Below are 16,081 nucleotides of genomic sequence, written 5' to 3' on the forward strand. Positions count from 1 at the left end.
ATCTGCTGGGCTTTGTATTATTTGGACAGTAACAAGTGTGGCTTAGAAGCCGTAAGAAGCACCGAATACGAATGCGTTGTTCTGCTTGCTAGAGCCATCTGGGTAATCTGCGCCATTTGCTTGGCTACGGAACTCAAAATATGGTTGAACGCCTTCACGAGTCCATGTTGCACGTAGCTCGTGATCCATCGTGTCTTGTTTCTTCATGTCACCCGCTAAGTTGTATTCAGATTCGTTACCAGCGATAACATAAACGTTGTTGTAACTTAGTGAGATCTCTTCATTAACGACGTAACCAATACGGTTATCAAAACGGATGTCGTTATCTAGACTGCTGTTTTCGTTGATATGAACACGAGTACGGTTGCTCAATGAAAGGCCGTTGTCGAAGTTGTAACCGATCTTAACCAATGGACGGTACTGTGCTGTCTCACCGTCAACGAGAAGGTGTTGGTAACCCGCAGCAACCCATAGATTGTCAGTAATGTTGTAAGACTGCTCACCACCAAGCGTAACGCCGATAGAGTTGTTTACACCATCGACTACTGGGTCACCAATAGAAATGCCATCAAACTCTGTGTAAACCGTTAAACCACCAATAGAGTTATCAAAAGTATGACCCGCTTCTAGCGTTGACGTTGCACTGTTACCGTGAAGGTCATCATCATGGAACTGTACGTTACCTGTTACGTATGAAGAACCTGCAAATGCAGTTGAAGCGAAAGCGAGAGAAAGTGCACTAAGAGTAAATAGTTTTTTCATTAGAATCTGCCTTAAAGTATCAAAAGTAGCCGCGGTTCTTATTTGGTATTTCATCACCACCGACCGCAAAGAAGGTTCGCCTCCCTGGCTTGCTTTTCATACTGCTAGATTTATTTTCCATGTGAAAATAAATCCAACCCTAATGAGACATGGCTCAACGTCAAAATCTGAAAAGATAATTAAACCTATACATTCAATAACTTACAAAAACATAAAAAGATACAAAGGCGAGTTAGGTGACGTAAATCACGCTAAGTAAACGAAATAGACATCCTACAGCCAGCTAGATCACACGCATTTTAGGTTTCACTTAATAATCGATAATAATAATGAGATCTCGATCACCACACATTGACGGAATAAATATCCTAGCGATTTCAAGCGATGAACAGAAATCTCATGCGAACCAAAAAAGGCTTCCAAACGGGAAGCCTTTCGTAAGCTAGATACAAACGATTTAATTGCGTGTAATCAAATTTACCATCATATCGATGTGGGCATCATCATCGTTGAGGCAAGGGATATAGGTAAAGGTATCACCACCATGTTCGGTGAAGATTTCCAAACACTGTTCTGAAATCTCTTCTAATGTTTCCAAACAATCGGACGAAAACGCAGGAGCCATAATATCGAGTTTTTTAACGCCTTTACTTGGTAACACTTCTAACGTTTTATCCGTGTATGGCTGCAACCACTCTTCTCGTCCGAAGCGAGATTGGTACGTCATCCCAATTTCATCAGCGTTCAAGCCCAATTCTTTTCCGAGTAACTCAGTTGTACGCTCACAATGCTTAGGATAAACATCACCGTTGTCTGCATATCGCTTGGGAATACCATGGTAGGAGCAGAGAAGGTAATCACCCTTACCGTTCTTCTCCCAAGAGCGCTTAACACTCTCTGCCAACGACTTGATATAAAGAGAGTGGTCGTGGTAATCGCGAATAAGCGTAAAGCCCGGCATTACAGGAATTTGTTTGAAAGCCTTAGTTAGACCGTCAGACACAGCGGCCGTTGTAGTTCCAGAATATTGAGGGTACAGCGGCAGTACTATTACCTCTTCTACGCCTTGCGACAACAATGCTTCAATACCCGATTGTAGGCTTGGGTTGCCATAAGTCATCCCAAGCTCTACTGGCATATCCAACTTTTGTCTTAACTTCTCAGCTTGCTTTTTAGAGTACACCATCAGCGGAGACCCCTCTTCCATCCATACCGTCTGGTAGAGTTTGGCAACTTTAGGCGCACGAACTGGCAGGATCACCCCATGCAAAATTGGACACCAAAGCCAACGTGTCATATCGACCACACGTTTATCATGTAGAAACTGACTTAGAAATCGTTTTACGGCTGGCGCGGTTGCTTCATCAGGTGTACCTAAATTAACCAGTAACACACCCTGTTTCTTATTATTTTGCATAGGTTCCTATCAATACTGAAATGGCTCTTTACGATGAAAATGCTTTGGTGGATCAAAGCGTAAGCATAAAAAAAGCGACCTTATAAAGGTCGCTTCACTATAGCAAATTTTCAATTTTTGCTGTTAGCAAATTATGCTAGCGCTTTCTCGATATCTGCACTCACTTCAGCAACTTGCTTAGTACCGTCGAATTTAAGGTACTTAGTGTTGCCAGCTTCTGCTTCTTTACCGTAGTAATTGATAAGAGGAGCTGTTTGATCATGGTAAACACCAAGGCGAGCACGTACTGTCTCTTCTTTGTCGTCATCACGAACAACTAGGTCTTCACCTGTTACGTCATCTTTACCTTCTTCTTTAGGTGGGTTGTACACTACGTGGTAAGTACGACCTGAAGGAAGGTGAGCACGGCGACCAGCCATACGCTCAACGATAACATCGTCAGCAACATCAAATTCAATAACGTAGTCTACATCTACGCCCATCTCTTTTAAGCCATCAGCTTGAGGAATTGTGCGTGGGAAACCATCTAATAGGAAACCTTTTTCGCAGTCATCTTGAGCAATGCGCTCTTTGATTAGACCAAGGATGATTTCATCAGAAACTAGCTGACCAGCGTCAATAACAGCTTTAGCTTGCTTACCAAGCTCTGTACCTGCTTTGATAGCAGCACGTAGCATGTCACCAGTAGAGATTTGCGGAATACCGTATTTGTCCATGATGAAATTAGCTTGTGTGCCTTTACCTGCACCTGGAGCACCTAGAAGAATGATGCGCATGTTGAATCCTCTTAAGATAATGATGATTTATACCGAAGCTCACTATGCCTAGCCGAGCATGACTTAGCAGCACTCACGGTAAGTTTCGGTATAAGTTCGTTACAGTAAAATAGGCGTGCACATTACACGCCCATTAATTTGCTTTCAAGACCGCATTCTAACATACAAATTCAAAATGCTGTCTCAATTACGACTAAAGAATGCTTAAACACTCACACTAAGTCGCCGTTTTTGACCATTTTATTCACGTTAACCGCAAATAAATCAAAAAGCCCGCAAACTGCGAGCTTTTTAGGTCAATTTGTCTATTAGCCCTTAGTCAAAAGCTTATTGATAGCACCAAGGAACTGAGAAGGGTCTTCCATAGAGCCGCGCTCTGCAAGCATGGCCTGACCTAGAAGCACTTCAACCCAACGACCGAATGCTTCTTCGTCAGCTTCATCAGCCATCTGCTTAACCAAAGCGTGCTCTGGGTTGATTTCAAAGATGTATTTCACTTCAGGTGCAGCTTGACCAGCAGCCTCAAGAAGCTTCGCCATCTGCGTACCCATTTCAAAATCATCCGTTACAACAACCGCTGGCGTTGAAGCAAGTTTAAACGTCGTACGAACCTCTTTCACGCGGTCGCCCAAGTACTCTTTAGTGCGTTCAACCACTGACTTAAATTCTTCTTCCGTCTCTTTTTGCTTCTCTTTTTCCGCTTCGTCTTCGAACTTGCTTAAGTCTAAGCCAGCTTTGGTGATCGACTGGAACTGCTTGCCGTCAAACTCTGTTAGGTAGTTCATTACATACTCGTCAATACGATCGTACATAAGCACTACTTCAATACCTTTCGCTTTAAACTGCTCTAGGTGCGGGCTGTTTTTCGCCGCTGCATAACTGTCTGCCGTTAGATAGTAGATCTTATCTTGGCCTTCTTTCATACGTTCAACGTAAGACGCCAAACCGACGGTTTGATCTAGAGAGTCCACTTCCGTAGACGCAAAGCGCAGAAGACCAGCGATCTTCTCTTTGTTGCTCATGTCTTCAGCTGGACCTTCTTTCATGACAAGACCGAACTGCTTCCAGAACGTTTGGTATTTCTCTTCGTCATTCTTCGCCATGCGCTCTAGCATAGTCAGCACACGTTTAGTACACGCACTGCGCAGAGACTGAGTCACTTTGTTGTCTTGCAGAATTTCACGCGATACGTTTAGTGGTAGATCATTTGAATCTATTAGGCCGCGAACAAAGCGTAGGTATGACGGCATAAACTGCTCTGCATCATCCATAATGAATACGCGTTGTACGTAAAGCTTCAAACCTGACTTGTGGTCGCGGTTCATCATATCCCAAGGTGCTTGAGATGGGATGTAAAGTAGGCTTGTGTAGTCGTTCTTACCTTCTACACGGTTGTGGCTCCATACTAGTGGATCCGCAAAGTCATGAGAAACGTGCTTGTAGAACTCTTGGTACTCTTCTTCTGTCACATCAGATTTGTTACGAGTCCACAGTGCTTGAGCTTTGTTGATCTGCTCCCACTTTTTCTCACCTGTCTCTTTACCTTCTTCATCACGAACAGGCGTTTGAATAGAAACTGGGATACCGATGTGGTCAGAGTATTTGCTGATCACTTCACGTAGACGGTATTCGTTAAGGAACTCTTTTCCTTCTTCACGCATATGAAGCACGATATCAGTACCACGAGACTCTTTCGTAACGTCTTCAATCGTGTACTCACCTTCGCCAGCTGAGTGCCATTGAACACCTTGCTCTGCATTTAGACCGGCCGCACGAGTACGAACCGTCACAGCATCAGCCACGATAAATGCAGAGTAGAAACCAACACCGAATTGACCAATCAGTTGTGAGTCTTTCGATTGATCTTCAGATAGTTTAGAGAAGAAGTCTGCTGTACCCGACTTGGCGATCGTACCTAAGTGCTCGATCACATCTTCACGGCTCATACCGATACCGTTGTCTGAAATCGTTAGAGTATTCGCTGCTTCATCGAAAAATAACTTAACACCTAAATCTGCATCACCTTGATAAAGTTCGGCATTTGAAAGCGCTTGAAAACGCAGCTTGTCAGATGCATCAGAGGCATTTGAAATCAGTTCACGCAGGAAAATCTCTTTGTTTGAGTAAAGAGAGTGGATCATTAGATGAAGTAACTGTTTTACTTCAGACTGAAAGCCACGAGTTTCTTTATTTTGTGTAGCAGTTTCGCTCATGATAACTCCATAAGTTCTATACTTATCAAGCCAATACATTCATAGTGAGAATTATTAATTGGCGTAAATCTGTCAATTAACATGAGGGTGACAAATGTAAATTCAAGGTCAAGAATCATAAAAACAGTGTTTTTTAGTCTTTATTTTGTCTATCCTTGCACCACTAAAAAATCAAAAAATCTAAACTAGTGTCATACAAACTAGTCGTTGTTCGCACCTCTCAAGTGCAACTTCCTGAAACCTTTACAAAAATGGCCATGATTAATGAGTAATATAGGTACTAAGTTTAATCTCGCAAACAGATTTACTTTTGATCCGAACACCAATTCTCTGACCGATAAAGAGAGTGACAACGAATTAATTCGCTTAGGTAGTAATGAGAGCCGCATTCTTCTTTTGCTCTGTGAAAAACCAAGCGAGATCGTTTCTCGTAATGAATTGCATGATTTTGTTTGGCGTAAACAAGGCTTTGAGGTCGATGATTCTAGTTTGACACAAGCAGTTTCGACGCTTCGTAAGCTATTGAAAGACTCTACGAAGTCTCCAATGTTCGTCAAAACAGTGCCAAAACGTGGCTATCAGTTGATTTGTCCTGTTGAACGTACAACACCGCTAATGAGCGGGGAAGACGATGCAGAGGAATTACCTGTAGCCGAAGAGCTTGAGGTTTCAGAGTTAGTTGTTACAGAAGCCGTCGATGATGTAACTCCTGCTCCGGCAACAACAGAACAACCTATTCAAACAGAAAGCGAAGCTACACCTGTAAAAGCAACGTTTGACTTGATGTCAAAGGTGCTACTCGTACTCGCAGTGTTACTTCCGCTCTGTGTTGTGTTATTCACCAACCCAGCAGAGTCTAAATTCCGTGAGCTAGCGGTCTATGACAACACACCTGTAAAAGCCCCTCAAAATCACCCGGACTTAAGCCTGTGGTACTCATCTATTGAGCAGTGCGTTATCAGATATAATGAAACACACCTTGGCGATGAAGCTCCGATTGAAGTGATTGCAACTGGTGGCCAAAATAATCAATTGGTTTTGAACTACATTCACTCTTTGGACCACTCAGGCCAAAACATTACGTTACGCATATTTGCGGAGCAAGATGATTTAAGTAAAGTTTGCCAATAGGAAGCATCAAGATGAATCAGAAAATTGCAGCAGGCCTACTTGTTTTCTCAGCCTTGTTCAGTGGGTGGTTATACTGGGGAAGCGACCTCAAAGTTGAGCAAGTACTTACCTCAAATGAGTGGCAATCTAAAATGGTGACTGTCATTACTGACAAACTTCAAGAAGAGTCTGTCGGTCCATTGAGAAAAGCAGATATCTCTTCCAATGTGAAGTACCTGCCGAACAACACTTACATCCGTGTCGCGACCGTCCGCCTTTATTCAGGAAATGATAAATCTCAAGAGAGCATTATCAATATTTCCGAAACGGGTGAATGGGATATCAGCGATAACTATCTACTGGTATCACCGACTGAGTTTAAAGACGTATCTTCTGCGCAAAGCAAGGACTTTACTGAAGCTCAGCTTGAACTGATTACTCAAATCTTCAAGATGGACGCACAACAAAGTCGACGTATTGATATCGTCAACGAAAAAACATTACTGCTGACTAGTCTCAGCCACGGTTCTACGGTACTTTTTACTAATTAGATTCTAGGGGCATGACGCCCCTTTTTAATAAGTTGTTCATGGATTGGATTCAAACTCTCGGCCTCTTCCTAGGCTCATTAATTGCTAATACACTCGCCTCTCTTTCTGGCGGTGGCGCTGGCTTACTCCAGTTCCCACTGTTAATTTTCTTTGGGCTGCCCTTTTCTACCGCACTTGCCACGCACAAAATTGCTAGCGTTGCTTTAGGGCTTGGTGCCGCTTACACCCATATCAAACAGAAAAGCTTCAGTTATAAAGTCGCCCTCTATTTGGTCACCGTTGGCACGGTTGGCGTTGTTATTGGTGCGAACCTAGTTTTGATGATTCCTGATGTTATCGCTGAAAAATTGCTCGGAGCGATGATCTTAGCTTTGGGCATCTACTCCTACTTTAAAAAACAGCTCGGGCAACAAGAACAGCCTATTCATCGAACAACTTTGGGGTGGCTAATCGGCGGTATCGGCTTAATGGGGATTGGAGTCATCAATGGCTCATTAACCGCGGGTTCTGGGCTTTTGGTAACGCTATTTCTCGTGCGTTGGTTTGGCTTCAGTTACAAACAAGCGGTCGCTTTAACAATGCTCTGCGTTGGCCTTTTCTGGAATGGGATTGGCGGTATAGCCATCGCTCAGGCGGGAGCTCCTATTTATTGGCCATGGATTCCAGCGTTGCTTCTTGGATCTTTCTTGGGAGGCAGTTTAGGCGCTTATCTAACAACACGATACAGCAACAATGTCATCAAACGTTGTTTTGAGCTCATCACTTTTGCTGTTGGCATAAAACTTCTTTTTTAACTCTTTTTACAACGAATCATTGCATATGAACAAAGCTAAAATTGATATCTATTACTGTCGCCAATGTAACTGGATGCTTCGCTCTACATGGCTATCACAGGAACTCCTGCATACCTTTAGTGAAGAGATCGAAACCGTGTCGCTTCACCCTGACACAGGCGGACGTTTTGAAATCCACTGCAATAACCAGCTTATCTGGGAGCGAAAGCAGGATGGAGGTTTCCCTGAAGCTAAGGTGCTAAAGCAGCGTGTGCGAGATCTTATTGATCCTGAGAGAGATTTGGGCCACTCAGACAGTAAATAGCAAAAAGGCAGCACTCATGAATGCTGCCTTTGTCACTTTTAAGCAATTGTCGTCTCAGCGAGCACATCACCATCGAACGTCCTCACACTGAGTGTATGCTCATCAAGGATACCATAGCTGGCCGCAAAACCATTACGTGGAAAAGTAATTGAACCTGGATTAAAGATAAATTGCTCACCGTCTCGCTCTGCGACTGGAATATGAGTGTGGCCATGAGCGATCACATCACCTTCTTTAAGAGGTGGGCGCTTAGCTGAGTTATAAAGGTGCCCGTGAGTTAGAAACAATCTTTGACCAGACGCCAACATCACCCAAGCGTAATCCATCATCATCGGAAACGACAACAGCATCTGATCTACTTCGCTGTCACAGTTACCACGTACAGCAATAATTTGATCCGCATGCTGGTTAAGCAGTTCGCTAACCTGAGGAGGGTTGTATCCTTCAGGAACAGGATTACGTGGGCCGTGATTCAAAATATCGCCCAGTAGAACTAAAGTTTGAGCGCCAGATTTTTCATACTCGGCAAGCACTTGTTGTGTCGCAGGCAAAGAGCCATGCAAATCAGAGGCAAAAAACAGTTTCATAACAACATCCCCTTAAAAATAATGAGGAAATTCTACGCACACTTACGCAATTAGTCATCATGTGCCATGCCATTAATCACGATATTATTGTAGCTCACCATACCGATCACTTTCCCCTGCTCAATAACAGGAGCACGGCTGATTCCAAAGCGCTCAAAAAGTCGCGCGCAATATTTCACATTCATTTCAGGGTCAACACCCAATGCTGGCTTCGTCATAATCTCATAGATATTGGTGCGCTCTGGTGAACGATTCTTAGCAAGTACCTTTTTTGCAATATCGTTCATCAGCACTAAACCAAACTCATCATCTTCATCTCGTTTGTTGACCACCAGCGCTTTCACCCCATGACTTCTGGCAACTTGGATACCTTCTTGCACCGTGGTTAAGCCATCTATCATCACATAATTGTTCGCCATTACATCACGCACAATCACTCTTGCTTGCTTACTCATAGCTCGTCCCCTACCACTTTCGTTAACTGCTCAACTTGATGAGCAACACCTACGGCGTCTTCAATATCTATCTGGATTGCGATGCCTTGTCCGGACTCCTGATCAAATTCGCCAACATTATTGATGGTCTCCAGAATATGCCTCGATAAGTGTTCTTCGACGACAAATAGCAAAACGTCTTTTTGCACCTCTAATGTCAAACCAAAAAAGGTTCGCTTTTGGTTTAGTCCTTCACCACGAGCATTGTTGATGACTGTAGCGCCTGTTGCACCGGCCTCTCTTGCTGCATCAAGCACTACATCTGTTTTACTGTCTTCGACAAAAGCGATTAGCAATTTAAAGCGCATCTTGTTGGTCCTCGTGTTGTTTCTCTCTGTTTAGCCACTGTGTAATTTGTGCGTATGCCATTACCGAAATAATAGGAAATAAGCTAGCAAAAGCGATCAGACCAAATCCATCGATCATTGGGTTTCGCCCCGGAACTGTAGAGGCGAGTCCAAGCCCTAACGCAGCCACCAAAGGAACGGTGACGGTTGAGGTCGTCACACCGCCAGAGTCATAAGCCAACGGGATAATCAGTTTTGGTGCATAGAAAGTTTGGGCTACAACAATGATGTAACCCACGATAATGTAGTAGTGAATCGGATCCCCAACCACGATGCGATAGCTACCCAGAGATATGCCAAACGCAACGCCAAGTGCAACCGCGACCCTTAGCCCATTCACGCTTATACTACCTCCGGATACTTGGTTCGCTTTGATCGCAACAGCGATAAGTGATGGCTCTGCAATCGTGGTACTAAAACCAATGAAAAAGGCGAATAGATAGACCCAGTAATAGTCGTACCAAGTGACAGTTACACCGAGGGAGAGACTAAACTGCTCAATAAAATCAGGCGCGGTTAGCTGCTCTGCCATCGTCTCTCCCAAAGGAAATAACGCCAGATCTAATCCAATAAGAAACAGAGCAAGCCCTAAAATCACGTAGCCAAAGCCAAGCAGCACTTTTGGTAAATTGGTGACTGGCTTTCTCAACACCACAAATTGAAAGCCAAAAATAATAGTAGCGATGGGGAAAACATCACTAACGGTGTCAATAAACGTATCGGTAAAAAGGGACCACTCAATCATGCCACCACCATTCCGTAGATCATGACAAACATCATCGGCAGTAAAGAGGCAAAAGCTATCAAGCCGAACCCATCAATCATTGGGTTACGACCTTTTATCGAAGAGGCAAGACCTACACCGAGTGCCGTAACTAAAGGAACGGTAATGGTCGAGGTCGTCACTCCGCCAGAGTCATACGCAACACCAATGATTGCTTCAGGTGCAAATATCGTTAATACAACCACACCGATATAGCCGCCAATAATCATGTATTGGATAGGCCAACCTTTTAGTATTCGCAGTACACCAAGCAAAATAGCAATGCCAACCGATAGCGCGACGGTGTAGCGAAGGCCATCGGCATACGCTTCCATTGCCTCTCTATCATGGGCAATCATCCCACCTTCTGCTGCAACCTCAGCCGCCTCTCCAGCAACTGCGGTTAACGCAGGTTCTGCGACCGTTGTGCCAAACCCCAAACAAAAGGCAAAAATCAATAGCCACACAACACTGCCTTTTCTCGCAAAAGATTGAGCCATGCTTTCGCCAATTGGAAATAGACCCATCTCGAGGCCAAAAATAAAGAAAGTTAACCCAAACACCACAAGCAGGAGGCCAAATAGAATAGAGATAAGATTTGGTAGAGGCTCTTGCAGAACAACAAGTTGAAAAAAAGCGATAACCAAGATAATCGGCATCAAATCACGCAGGCTTCCCATTAATGCTTTCAATAAGGCAATCAATGCGTTCACGTACTCTCCTGCGCTTAGCTTTTCCGTTTATTTCCCCTTTAGCTTTACAGACGAAACCACGCTTTGATGTGACGCTAACAGCATAACCCTTACAAAATGTAAGCAAATGTGAATTGTGTGATATTGCCACAGGTGATCACTTTTAATGCTAAGTCGCTATAATTAGTAACAATAGTTCACTAAGGTTAGAAGTCAGGTAGAGACATCAATCTAGGTTTTAGTTAAGGGATATATATGAAGTTACTGCTCACTGGTGGAACAGGCTTTATCGGTCGCGAGTTACTCAAACATTTAACGACCCATGAAGTCGTGCTTTTGACCCGCCAGCCAAATCAAGCGAAAGAGATCCTTAGCCATACGGATATGGGGAACGTGACCTATATATCTGACCTAGACGATTTCCATCATTTAAACGATTTTGATGCCGTCATTAACTTAGCAGGGGAACCTATTGCAAATAAACGTTGGACGAAACGTCAAAAGAAGGCCATTTGTGATAGCCGCTGGGCATTAACCGAAACGCTCGTGAGCTTGATTCATGCGAGTACTACCCCACCAAGTGTATTTATTAGTGGCTCTGCAGTTGGCTATTATGGCGACCAGCAAGAACACCCGTTTGATGAAACACTACACGTTACTGACCACAATTTTCCCCATGAGGTATGCAGCAAATGGGAGCAAATCGCTAACCGCGCTCGCTCAGAGCACACGAGAGTATGCATTCTTCGTACTGGCATCGTGCTTGCTCCACATGGTGGTGCATTGCGAAAGATGTTGCCCCCTTACCGTCTTGGCTTAGGTGGTCCAATTGGTCATGGCAAGCAATACATGCCATGGATTCATATGCTCGATATGGTAAGAGGCATTGTCTATTTGTTAGAAACCTCTCACGCACATGGCGAGTTTAATTTGTGTGCCCCTCACCCAGTGACAAACAAAGCTTTTAGCCAGACTCTAGCCAAAACGCTCAAACGTCCTCACATCCTAATGACGCCGAAGTGGGTGATGTCTTGCGCGATGGGCGAGAGCTCGACCTTGTTATTTGACAGTATTCGAGCGAAACCGAAAAAGCTGACCGAGCTCGGATTCCATTTCAGTTATTCACGCATAGAGCCAGCATTAAAAAATTTATTACAACATCACGATTGATCCAGTAACCTAGCAGCACCATTCATAATGCTCTGACTAGAAATGAGAAAATCGATCTTAATAACTGGATGTTCAACCGGCATCGGTTATGTCTGTGCACATGCTCTCCACCAGCGAGGCTACTTTGTGATTGCCTCTTGCCGTAAACCTGAAGATGTTGAGCGTCTAAAGTCTGAAGGATTAACGTCGATTCAGCTCGATCTTTCTCATCCCGAAAGCATTTCTCGCGCCGTTGAAGAAACTCTTAAACTGACTGGCGGAAAACTTGATGCGCTATTTAACAACGGTGCTTATGGACAGCCCGGTGCGCTTGAAGACCTGCCAACTGATGGCCTTCGTGAACAGTTTGAAACCAATTTTTTTGGCTGGCACCAATTAGTGTGTGAGTTACTCCCGACGATGCGCCAACAAGGACACGGCCGAATTGTGCAAAACAGCTCCGTTCTTGGGTTTGCCGCCATGAAGTATCGCGGCGCCTATAATGCTTCCAAGTTTGCCATTGAAGGTTGGACCGACACATTGCGCCTCGAACTGATGGATAGCGACATTCATATCAGCCTAATTGAACCCGGCCCGATTGAAACCGAATTTAGAGCCAATGCCCTGCTGGCTTTTCAACGTTGGATTACCATTGAAGGCAGTGCTCACCAAGCGCAGTATCAACAACAGATGGCTCGGCTAGACAGTGATACATCCAATAATGCCTTCGTCTTGCCTCCAGAGTCGTGTATTGCACCACTCATTCATGCACTGGAATCTCCCAACCCGAAGATACGCTATCGCATCACCAAACCAACCAAGGTGTTTGCCGTACTAAAACGACTGTTGCCAACCGCGCTACTCGACCAAATATTGCGACGTGCCGCTTAAAGTAAAATGTATGTATGTAATTTTTCCGTAACATTAAGACGCTACATTAACACTTAGGGAAAAGCCCTAGTCAAAAGATTAAAGCGCTACATTCGGAATAATTATATGTCGTTAAACCAGTTAAACTGGCTGAGTGTCGGTGTTGCGCTAACGTTATTTATCGTTTTCTAGACACCTTCGCTTACCCTTTCGGGAAAACAATTGCACCGCCTCACATTGGGCGGTGTTTTTGTATCGCCACTTTGATAATTCAACGCCTTAACTTGAACTCTTCTCTCTGTGCCCATATCTTTGCTATATCGTCCAAGTAGTCAGGAAACCTTACATGCAATCTCCATATATCGTTGAGCTAAACGAACAGAACTTCCGTCAAGTGCTAGAAGGCTCAATGCAAACACCGGTTCTTATTCATTTTTGGGCACCGATGAGCCAAGAGAGCGCTCAGGTTATCCCAGATCTGCAAATGCTGGCTCAGCAGCACAACGGCGCGTTTACCCTAGCGCTTCTTAACTGCGAACAAGAACAGATGATCGCCAGCCAATTCGGGGTTCAAGCACTGCCTACTATTGCGCTGTTTATTAACGGTCAAGCCGTGGATGGAATGGGCGGACCACAGACTATTGCATCGATTCAAGATATGCTAGCAAAACACCTTCCTAGCCAAGATGAGCTCAGCTTAAAAAAGGCCAGTGAGTTAATTCAAGCAGGACAACACGCTGAAGCATTACCTCTATTAGAATCATTAGCAGATGAACTAAAGCAAAAAGGAGACGTCAAGCTCGCTATAGCTGACTGCTACCTTGAAACGCAAAGCTTCGACCAAGCAAAAGCACTGCTTGAACACATCCCATTAGAGTATCAAGACAACTATTACAAGGGTCTCGTCGCGAAGTTAGAGTTGCATGCGCAAGCTTCAAATAGCCCCGAGATTCAATCTTTAGAAACAGCGCTTGAGCAAAATCCAAGTGATGTAAAAGTCGTTAACGAATTGGCGTTGAGCTACCACCAAGTGAATCGCGATGAAGACGCACTAGAGCTATTGTGGACAGTTTTGCGCAGCGATCTTAGCGCACTAGATGGTGAACTGAAGAAGTTATTCATGGATATCTTAGCTGCCCTAGGACAAGGAAATCCAATAGCGGGTAAGTACCGTCGCCAACTTTACTCCATCCTTTATTAGACTCTTCTAAATCAAATACTTAAAGCCGGTTCGTCCGGCTTTAATTTTATCTAAAATTAGCCTAGGTTCTCACTTCTGCCATTGTTTCAATAGCTCAGTTGAGCAACAATTAGTCAACGACTATCATAAGGAACTCAGATATGGCTATTGATTCATTGATTACTATCGGCGTTTTTCTCGTCGTCGCAATTGCATTGGTGTTCGCCGCAGTTAAAACTGTCCCACAGGGTAACAACTGGACTGTCGAACGATTTGGTCGCTACACCCACACACTCAAACCAGGCTTAAACATCATTATTCCATTCATTGACGGCATCGGGCATAAGATAAATATGATGGAACGTGTTCTCGACATCCCTGCTCAAGAAGTAATTTCTAAAGACAATGCTAACGTAACGATAGACGCAGTGTGCTTTGTTCAAGTCATTGATGCCGCACAAGCCGCTTATGAAGTAAATGATTTAGAACACGCGATTAGAAACTTAACGCTGACCAACATCCGTACTGTACTGGGCTCTATGGAACTTGATGAGATGCTAAGCCAGCGTGATATGATCAATACCAAGCTACTTTCTATTGTTGATGAAGCCACTAACCCTTGGGGCGTCAAAGTCACCCGTATTGAGATCAAAGACGTGCAGCCGCCTTCCGATCTCACAGCAGCAATGAACGCTCAAATGAAAGCAGAACGTAACAAACGCGCAGAGGTTCTTGAAGCGGAAGGGGTTCGCCAAGCAGAAATTCTACGCGCCGAAGGTCATAAGCAATCAGAGATCTTAAAAGCCGAAGGTGATAAGCAAGCCGCGATACTGCAAGCTGAAGCTCGTGAACGCGCCGCTGAAGCCGAAGCGAGAGCAACGACTATGGTTTCGGAAGCTATCGCTAAAGGTGACATGCAGGCGGTGAACTACTTCATAGCCCAAGGCTACACTGAGGCCCTCAAAACCATCGGCCAAGCTGAAAATGGAAAAATCATTATGCTGCCTTTAGAAGCTACTGGGTTAATGGGCTCCGTCGCTGGCATTGCAGAAATGTTCAAGCAGTCGAACGATAAAACTGAGTGAGGTTGATTTGATCGAGTTATTAAATAGCGTCAACTACTGGCACTGGTTAGCATTTGGGCTAGCCCTTCTCGCATGTGAGCTTTTAGGTACCGCTGGTTATTTTCTGTGGTTAGGCCTCTCAGCTCTGATTGTCGGGGCACTACTCACGTTTATTCCAATGAGTTGGCAGCTTCAATGGGTCGCATTTGGAGTCTTCTCTCTCACTACAACCTGGTTGTGGTGGAGAAAACAATTCAAAACGGATAAACAAAGTGATGCTAACCGAGAGCTCAATCAAAAACAGAAGCAGTTGATTGGGCAAACAGTCACCCTAGAAGAGGATTTTCCGGCAGGTAAAGGGAGACTGAAGCTCGGTGATACGACTTGGTCAGCTCAATCTGAGCACCAGATCTCAGCAGGTTCGACAGTAGAAGTGACCGCAGTCAACGGCATTTTGTTGACCATACAGAAAAAAAAATAAATTTATTTTTGGCTCTTTACCTCATGTGAAGAGCCTTTATTTATTCTAATTGAACAATTAAAGAGAAAATAATATTTAATTCATAGTGTTAGAAACTAATTATTAGAAATTAAGTAATCAAGTTCATCTATTTTGGTTTCTCATGCTTTCATTTCATTCAGAAAAACACTTTTATTAATCAAGCCCCTTCAACCACTTATTAATTCACCATGAATAATAAGTTGTCCTTTATTATTCCTAGAAAAATACTTTGACACCTATTTTTTTGATCTTTATCGAACTTTGCACATACTAGATGTACCATCATGTGATTAAGGTCACGATTATCAGGGAGATGTATTATGAAAGTTTTATTCGTATTTATTTCAGCAGCATTGTTTTCACTCTCAGTTTCCGCAGCGAGCACTCAAATGGGGCCATACGTCGACTGTAAACTCGAAGATGGTAGCCGAGACTACGTTCCTAGTGAAATATGTAAAATGAAGAATGGAAAAAGAATGTTTTAAAAGAAAAATCGCACCCATTTG

19 protein-coding genes are annotated in these 16,081 nt (G+C 43.9%); 10 read left to right on the top strand and 9 right to left on the bottom strand.

What is annotated here, in order from left to right; genetic code table 11:
• Window positions 1–42 precede the first annotated feature (42 nt).
• From F0231_RS16410 to htpG, 4 genes are all read right to left on the bottom strand, one after another.
• Window positions 43–762, bottom strand: a complete 720-nt coding sequence (locus tag F0231_RS16410; RefSeq protein WP_171760784.1) for an oligogalacturonate-specific porin KdgM family protein — start codon at window positions 760–762, stop codon at window positions 43–45.
• Between the two features lie 457 nt (window positions 763–1,219).
• Window positions 1,220–2,179 carry a ferrochelatase gene (gene hemH, locus F0231_RS16415; protein ID WP_171760785.1) on the bottom strand — a complete coding sequence of 320 codons (960 nt, stop codon included), beginning with the start codon at window positions 2,177–2,179 and terminating at the stop codon, window positions 1,220–1,222.
• 131 nt (window positions 2,180–2,310) lie between these two features.
• Window positions 2,311–2,955 (bottom strand): adenylate kinase, encoded by a 645-nt coding sequence (gene adk / locus F0231_RS16420; RefSeq protein WP_171760786.1) that lies wholly within the window; start codon window positions 2,953–2,955, stop codon window positions 2,311–2,313.
• 308 nt (window positions 2,956–3,263) lie between these two features.
• Window positions 3,264–5,168 carry a molecular chaperone HtpG gene (htpG, locus tag F0231_RS16425; RefSeq protein ID WP_171760787.1) on the bottom strand — a complete coding sequence of 635 codons (1,905 nt, stop codon included), beginning with the start codon at window positions 5,166–5,168 and terminating at the stop codon, window positions 3,264–3,266.
• Window positions 5,169–5,432: 264 nt separating this feature from the next.
• On the opposite strand from htpG, the gene F0231_RS16430 reads away from it, so the two are divergent.
• Genes F0231_RS16430 through F0231_RS16445 form a run of 4 tightly spaced genes read left to right on the top strand, consistent with a single transcriptional unit; the run spans window position 5,433 to window position 7,927 of the window.
• The gene (locus tag F0231_RS16430; protein ID WP_171760788.1) at window positions 5,433–6,299 is read left to right on the top strand and encodes a transcriptional regulator; all 867 of its coding nucleotides are present in this window, start codon (window positions 5,433–5,435) and stop codon (window positions 6,297–6,299) included.
• Window positions 6,300–6,310: 11 nt separating this feature from the next.
• Window positions 6,311–6,829 (top strand): regulatory protein ToxS, encoded by a 519-nt coding sequence (locus tag F0231_RS16435; RefSeq protein WP_171760789.1) that lies wholly within the window; start codon window positions 6,311–6,313, stop codon window positions 6,827–6,829.
• Window positions 6,830–6,867: 38 nt separating this feature from the next.
• Window positions 6,868–7,623 carry a sulfite exporter TauE/SafE family protein gene (locus tag F0231_RS16440; protein WP_171760790.1) on the top strand — a complete coding sequence of 252 codons (756 nt, stop codon included), beginning with the start codon at window positions 6,868–6,870 and terminating at the stop codon, window positions 7,621–7,623.
• Between the two features lie 25 nt (window positions 7,624–7,648).
• Window positions 7,649–7,927, top strand: coding sequence for a SelT/SelW/SelH family protein (locus F0231_RS16445; protein WP_171760791.1), 279 nt, complete (start codon window positions 7,649–7,651; stop codon window positions 7,925–7,927).
• 38 nt (window positions 7,928–7,965) lie between these two features.
• On the opposite strand, the gene yfcE is transcribed toward F0231_RS16445, so the two are convergent.
• From yfcE to F0231_RS16470, 5 genes are read right to left on the bottom strand one after another with little or no spacing between them, the layout of a single operon-like run.
• The gene (yfcE, locus tag F0231_RS16450; RefSeq protein WP_171760792.1) at window positions 7,966–8,514 is read right to left on the bottom strand and encodes a phosphodiesterase; all 549 of its coding nucleotides are present in this window, start codon (window positions 8,512–8,514) and stop codon (window positions 7,966–7,968) included.
• Window positions 8,515–8,564: 50 nt separating this feature from the next.
• Window positions 8,565–8,969 (bottom strand): CBS domain-containing protein, encoded by a 405-nt coding sequence (locus F0231_RS16455; RefSeq protein WP_171760793.1) that lies wholly within the window; start codon window positions 8,967–8,969, stop codon window positions 8,565–8,567.
• Window positions 8,966–9,316, bottom strand: a complete 351-nt coding sequence (locus F0231_RS16460) for a P-II family nitrogen regulator (RefSeq protein ID WP_171760794.1) — start codon at window positions 9,314–9,316, stop codon at window positions 8,966–8,968. Before F0231_RS16460 ends, F0231_RS16455 begins: the two co-directional genes overlap by 4 nt.
• Complete coding sequence (locus tag F0231_RS16465) at window positions 9,306–10,100, bottom strand: DUF1538 domain-containing protein (protein ID WP_171760795.1); 795 nt, start codon at window positions 10,098–10,100, stop codon at window positions 9,306–9,308. The genes F0231_RS16460 and F0231_RS16465 overlap by 11 nt, the downstream gene beginning before the upstream one ends.
• A complete protein-coding gene (locus F0231_RS16470; protein ID WP_171760796.1) occupies window positions 10,097–10,831 on the bottom strand; it encodes a DUF1538 family protein in 735 nt (244 codons plus the stop codon). Before F0231_RS16470 ends, F0231_RS16465 begins: the two co-directional genes overlap by 4 nt.
• A 234-nt stretch (window positions 10,832–11,065) precedes the next feature.
• Between F0231_RS16470 and F0231_RS16475 the strand changes: the two genes are divergently transcribed.
• From F0231_RS16475 to F0231_RS16500, 6 genes are all read left to right on the top strand, one after another.
• Window positions 11,066–11,980 carry a TIGR01777 family oxidoreductase gene (locus F0231_RS16475; protein ID WP_171760797.1) on the top strand — a complete coding sequence of 305 codons (915 nt, stop codon included), beginning with the start codon at window positions 11,066–11,068 and terminating at the stop codon, window positions 11,978–11,980.
• Between the two features lie 42 nt (window positions 11,981–12,022).
• On the top strand, window positions 12,023–12,850 hold the full coding sequence (locus F0231_RS16480) for an SDR family oxidoreductase (RefSeq protein WP_171760798.1): 828 nt from the start codon (window positions 12,023–12,025) through the stop codon (window positions 12,848–12,850).
• A gap of 325 nt (window positions 12,851–13,175) precedes the next feature.
• On the top strand, window positions 13,176–14,030 hold the full coding sequence (locus F0231_RS16485; protein WP_171760799.1) for a co-chaperone YbbN: 855 nt from the start codon (window positions 13,176–13,178) through the stop codon (window positions 14,028–14,030).
• Between the two features lie 140 nt (window positions 14,031–14,170).
• Window positions 14,171–15,094 carry an SPFH domain-containing protein gene (locus F0231_RS16490; RefSeq protein ID WP_171760800.1) on the top strand — a complete coding sequence of 308 codons (924 nt, stop codon included), beginning with the start codon at window positions 14,171–14,173 and terminating at the stop codon, window positions 15,092–15,094.
• A 7-nt stretch (window positions 15,095–15,101) separates the two neighbouring features.
• The gene (locus F0231_RS16495; RefSeq protein WP_171760801.1) at window positions 15,102–15,554 is read left to right on the top strand and encodes an NfeD family protein; all 453 of its coding nucleotides are present in this window, start codon (window positions 15,102–15,104) and stop codon (window positions 15,552–15,554) included.
• 341 nt (window positions 15,555–15,895) lie between these two features.
• Window positions 15,896–16,060: a hypothetical protein gene (locus F0231_RS16500; protein WP_171760802.1), complete on the top strand. Its 165-nt coding sequence runs from the start codon at window positions 15,896–15,898 to the stop codon at window positions 16,058–16,060.
• Window positions 16,061–16,081: the final 21 nt, after the last annotated feature.

The sequence above is a fragment of the Vibrio sp. RE86 genome (genome assembly GCF_013114545.1).
Classification (GTDB): Bacteria; Pseudomonadota; Gammaproteobacteria; order Enterobacterales; family Vibrionaceae; genus Vibrio.